Source organism: Corynebacterium sp., from assembly GCF_012838985.1.
Taxonomy (GTDB): Bacteria; Actinomycetota; Actinomycetes; order Mycobacteriales; family Mycobacteriaceae; genus Corynebacterium.
This window is the reverse complement of the sequence record NZ_DUOE01000085.1, coordinates 1-4,506: the sequence shown is the minus strand read 5'-3', so window position 1 is coordinate 4,506 and position 4,506 is coordinate 1. Positions and strand designations below refer to the sequence as shown.

Annotated in this window: 4 protein-coding genes and 1 pseudogene; all 5 read left to right on the top strand. The window is 69.3% G+C overall.

Annotated elements, in window-relative coordinates:
• The first annotated feature begins 11 nt into the window (after positions 1-11).
• A complete protein-coding gene (rpmA, locus tag GXZ33_RS04950; protein WP_291339770.1) occupies positions 12-284 on the top strand; it encodes a 50S ribosomal protein L27 in 273 nt (90 codons plus the stop codon).
• Positions 285-403: 119 nt separating this feature from the next.
• Positions 404-1,921 carry a GTPase ObgE gene (obgE, locus tag GXZ33_RS04945; RefSeq protein ID WP_291339769.1) on the top strand — a complete coding sequence of 506 codons (1,518 nt, stop codon included), beginning with the start codon at positions 404-406 and terminating at the stop codon, positions 1,919-1,921.
• A gap of 49 nt (positions 1,922-1,970) precedes the next feature.
• On the top strand, positions 1,971-3,191 hold the full coding sequence (proB, locus tag GXZ33_RS04940) for a glutamate 5-kinase (protein ID WP_291339768.1): 1,221 nt from the start codon (positions 1,971-1,973) through the stop codon (positions 3,189-3,191).
• A gap of 10 nt (positions 3,192-3,201) precedes the next feature.
• On the top strand, positions 3,202-4,110 hold the full coding sequence (locus GXZ33_RS04935) for a D-isomer specific 2-hydroxyacid dehydrogenase family protein (protein ID WP_291339767.1): 909 nt from the start codon (positions 3,202-3,204) through the stop codon (positions 4,108-4,110).
• A 52-nt stretch (positions 4,111-4,162) separates the two neighbouring features.
• A pseudogene (locus GXZ33_RS04930) lies at positions 4,163-4,506 on the top strand (hypothetical protein); the annotation flags it as partial.

The following is a 4,506-nucleotide window of genomic DNA, read 5'->3' as shown; positions in this document are numbered from 1 at the left end:
GAGGGTAACCAATGGCAACTAAGAAGGGTGCATCCAGCTCCAGCAACGGCCGCGACTCCGAGGCCAAGCGCCTCGGCGTGAAGCGTTTCGGTGGCCAGCAGGTCAAGGCCGGTGAGATCCTGGTCCGTCAGCGCGGTACCAAGTTCCACCCGGGCGAGAACGTCGGTCGCGGTGGCGACGACACTCTCTTCGCTCTGAAGGCCGGTGCCGTTGAGTTCGGCATCAAGCGCAACCGTCGCATGGTCAACATCGTCGAGAACGAGGCCGTGACCGTCGACGCCTAGGCGCCACGTTCACAGCACGTGCCCGGAGCCCGTCGCACCCCGCTGGGGGAGCGGCGGGCTCCGTCGCATTCACGGGTAATCTTGACGGTTACCTGAACCACAACAGGAGGAATCCGTTCATGTCCCGCTTCGTAGACCGCGTTGTCCTGCACCTGTCCGCCGGCGACGGCGGCCACGGCTGCGTGTCCGTCCACCGTGAGAAGTTCAAGCCCCTCGGTGGCCCCGACGGCGGCAACGGCGGGCACGGCGGTGACATCATCCTCGAGGTCTCGCCCCAGGTCCACACCCTGATGGACTTCCATTTCCGTCCGCACATCAAGGCCTCCCGCGGTGCCAACGGCGCCGGCCGGCACCGTCACGGTGCCCGTGGTGAGGACCTCGTGCTCGAGGTGCCGGTGGGCACGGTCGTGATGTCCGAGGGTGGTGAGTTCCTCGCGGACCTCACGGTCCCGGGCACCCGCTTCATCGCCGCGGAGGGCGGCACGGGCGGTCTGGGCAACGCTGCGCTGGCCTCCCACCGCCGCAAGGCCCCCGGTTTCGCGCTCAAGGGTGAGGAGGGCGAGCAGCACGACCTCATCCTCGAGCTGAAGACGATGGCCGACGTCGGCCTCGTCGGCTTCCCCTCCGCGGGCAAGTCCTCGCTCATCTCGGTGCTCTCGGCGGCGAAGCCGAAGATCGCGGACTACCCCTTCACGACGCTCGCCCCGAACCTCGGTGTCGTCAACGTCGGACACGAGTCCTTCACGATGGCCGACGTCCCGGGTCTGATCCCGGGCGCGTCGGAGGGCAAGGGCCTGGGCCTGGACTTCCTGCGCCACATCGAGCGCACCTCGGTGCTGGTGCACGTCGTGGACACCGCGACGATGGAGCCGGGCCGTGACCCGGTCAGTGACATCGAGGCGCTCGAGGCCGAGCTCGCCGCCTACGAGTCGGCGCTCGACGAGGACCTGGGTCTGGGTGACCTGCGGGACCGTCCGCGCGTCATCGTGCTCAACAAGGCCGACGTGCCGGAGGCGCTGGAGCTGGCGGAGTTCCTCAAGGAGGACCTGGAGGAGAAGTTCGGCTGGCCGGTGTTCATCATCTCCGCCGTCGCCCACCAGGGGCTGGACCCGCTGAAGTACAAGCTGCTGGAGATCGTCAAGGCGGACCGTCGTCGTCGCCCGAAGGTGGCGGTGGACACCGAGCACACGATCATCCGTCCGCAGGCCGTCGACGCACGCCGTCGGGGCGCACCGGAGTTCACCGTCGAGGAGGACCCGGAGATCGAGGGCGGCTTCATCGTCGAGGGCGCCAAGATCGAGCGCTGGATCAGGCAGACCGACTTCGAGAACGACGAGGCCGTGGGTTACCTGGCGGACCGGCTCAACAAGATCGGCGTGGAGGACGCCCTCCACAAGGCCGGCGCGAAGGAGGGGGCGCACGTCACCATCGGCGACATCTCCTTCGACTGGGAGCCGCTCACCGGTGCCGGTGTCGATCCGACCGTCGCGGGTCGTGGCCGGGACGCCCGTCTCCTGTCCACCGACCGTGTCTCCGCCGCGGAGCGCAAGCGTGCCTCGCAGGCCCGTCGTGGACTCATCGACGAGTACGACTACGGCGAAGGCGAGGAGGCCTCCCGCGAGCGTTGGGAGGGCTAGCCGCCTCCCTGTCTGGGGTTCACGGGGCGGTTCGGTATGGTGGGGGGATATGACCACCCGCCAACATGGACTGCCCCTGTCCCCCTATGACGACCATGATGACAACGTCGAGTACCCGGACCCGGTGTCCGGACTGGACAGTAGTCCGGCCTTCGGACATGAATCGGAGATGCGGGAGCGCATCGCCAGGGCGAAGCGGGTCGTGGTCAAGATCGGCTCGTCCTCGCTGACCAACGACGATTTCACGGTCGACCCGAACAAGATCAACCACATCGTCGACGCCCTGCAGGCCCGCATGTACGACTCGGACATCATCGTCGTGTCCTCCGGTGCCGTGGCCGCGGGCATGGGGCCCCTCGGTCTGACGCAGCGGCCCACTGATCTGGCCACCAAGCAGGCGGCCGCCGCCGTCGGCCAGGTCCACCTCGCGCACCAGTGGGGCCGTTCCTTCGCCCGCTACCACCGCACCATCGGGCAGGTGCTGCTCACCGCGTCCGACGCCGGTCGCCGCGACCGCGCGCGCAACGCCCAGCGCACCATCGACCGTCTGCGCCAGCTGCGTGCCATCCCGATCGTCAACGAGAACGACACCGTGGCCACCTCCGAGATGCGCTTCGGTGACAATGACCGTCTCTCTGCCATCGTGGCCCACCTGACCAGCGCCGATGCGCTGGTCCTGCTGTCGGATGTGGACGGTCTCTACGACCGCAACCCCGCGGAGCCGGACGCGCGTTTCGTCTCCGAGGTCCGCACGGGCCGCGACCTCAAGGGCGTCATCGCCGGTGACGGCGGACTGGTGGGCACCGGCGGCATGGCCTCCAAGGTCTCCGCCGCACGCCTGGCCTCCCGCGGTGGTGTGCCGGTGCTGCTCACCTCCGCCGACAACATCGGTCCCGCGCTTGACGACGCCTCCGTGGGCACCGTCTTCCACCCGCGTGAGGGGCGTCTCTCCGCATGGAAGTTCTGGGCGCTCTACGCCGCGGACACCGGCGGCACGCTGCGTCTCGACGAAGGCGCGGTCCAGGCCGTCACCGCCGGCGGAACCTCCCTGCTCGCCGTGGGCATCACCGCGGTGGAGGGTGAGTTCCACGCCGGCGAGATCGTCGACATCATCGGCCCGGACGGTGCGGTAGTGGGACGCGGCGAGGTCGCCTACGACTCGGATGTCCTCCTCGGGATGCTGGGCAAGCACACGGAGGAACTGCCGGAGGGGCAGCGTCGCCCGGTGGTCCACGCCGACTACCTGTCGAATTTCGCTTCCCGCCTGTAGAGAGGGTCCCATGAAGTTCTCCATGTCCCCGGGTCTGTGGCCCGGGGTCATCGCCGAGGTCGAGGCCGCCGGTCACACCCACGTCCCGGTGGAGGAGGCGGAGTTCCTCATCTACACCGGGGGACCGCTGCCGGATCCGCTGCCGGAGAGCATCGGCTTCGTGCAGTTCGTGTTCTCGGGCGTCGACCGCCTCCTCGAGGCCGGGGTCATGCGTCCCGGTGTCCGGTGGGCCAACGCCGCCGGCGTCTACGGCCGCCCGGTGGCGGAGGTGGCGCTGACGCTGCTGCTCGCGCAGCTGCACCACGTCAAGGCCGCCACGGTGGCGGGGTCCTTCCGCGCCCGGGGTCCCATCGACGAGGCCCAGGGCTGGCTGAGTGACGGCCCCACGGTCGCGATCATCGGTGCCGGCGGCACCGCCGATGCCCTGATCCCGCTGCTGCGGCCCTTCGGGGTGCGCATCATCGCGGTGAACCGTTCGGGCCGCCCGGTGGAGGGCGCGGACGAGACCCACGCCCAGTCCGCGGCGGACCACGTGTGGGAGGAGGCGGACGCCTTCGTCCTCGCCGCCCCGCTGACGGAGGAGACCTCCCGGATGGTGGACGCCCCGGTGCTGGCCCGGATGCAGCCGCACGCGGTGCTGGTCAACGTCGGCCGCGGCGAACTCATCGACACCGACGCGCTCGTCGAGGCCCTCCGGTCCGGCCGGATCGCCGGTGCCGCGCTCGACGTCACCGACCCGGAGCCGCTGCCGGAGGATCACCCGCTGTGGAGCCTGCCCAACTGCACCATCACGCCGCACATCGCGGCGACCGGGCGGATCGCGCAGCGGATGATCGCGCCGCAGATCATCGAGAACGCCGCCGCCTTCGCGGCCGGTGAGCGCATGCCGACGGAAGTGGACATCTCACTCGGGTACTGACTTTCGGTAGCGTGGTGACACAGGTCACTTCATTGCCCCGGAGGAGTCAGCCATGAAATTCGCCTTCCAACCGCAGCAGTGGCCGGCCGCCATCGCCGAGATCGAGGCCGCCGGCCACACCTACGTCGAGGATGTCCATGACGCGGACTTCCTCGTGTTCAACGGCGGTCCACGGAAGTTCCCCGATCCGCTGCCGGAGAACATCCGCTACGTCCAGGCCACCTTCGCGGGTATCGACGCCCTCCACGAGGCCGGTCTCATCCGCCCCGGCGGGGTGCGCTGGGCGTGCGCCTCGGGGCTCTACGACGACACGGTCGCCGAGTCGACAATCGCGCTCCTGCTGGCCCAGATGCACATGCACAAGATGATCACGCTGGCGGGCACCTGGTCGGTGCG

Coding starts and splice junctions, on each gene's coding strand:
- rpmA (WP_291339770.1), top strand. CDS start 12: ATGGCAACTAAGAAGGGTGCATCCAGCTCCAGCAACGGCCGCGACTCC.
- obgE (WP_291339769.1), top strand. CDS start 404: ATGTCCCGCTTCGTAGACCGCGTTGTCCTGCACCTGTCCGCCGGCGAC.
- proB (WP_291339768.1), top strand. CDS start 1,971: ATGACCACCCGCCAACATGGACTGCCCCTGTCCCCCTATGACGACCAT.
- GXZ33_RS04935 (WP_291339767.1), top strand. CDS start 3,202: ATGAAGTTCTCCATGTCCCCGGGTCTGTGGCCCGGGGTCATCGCCGAG.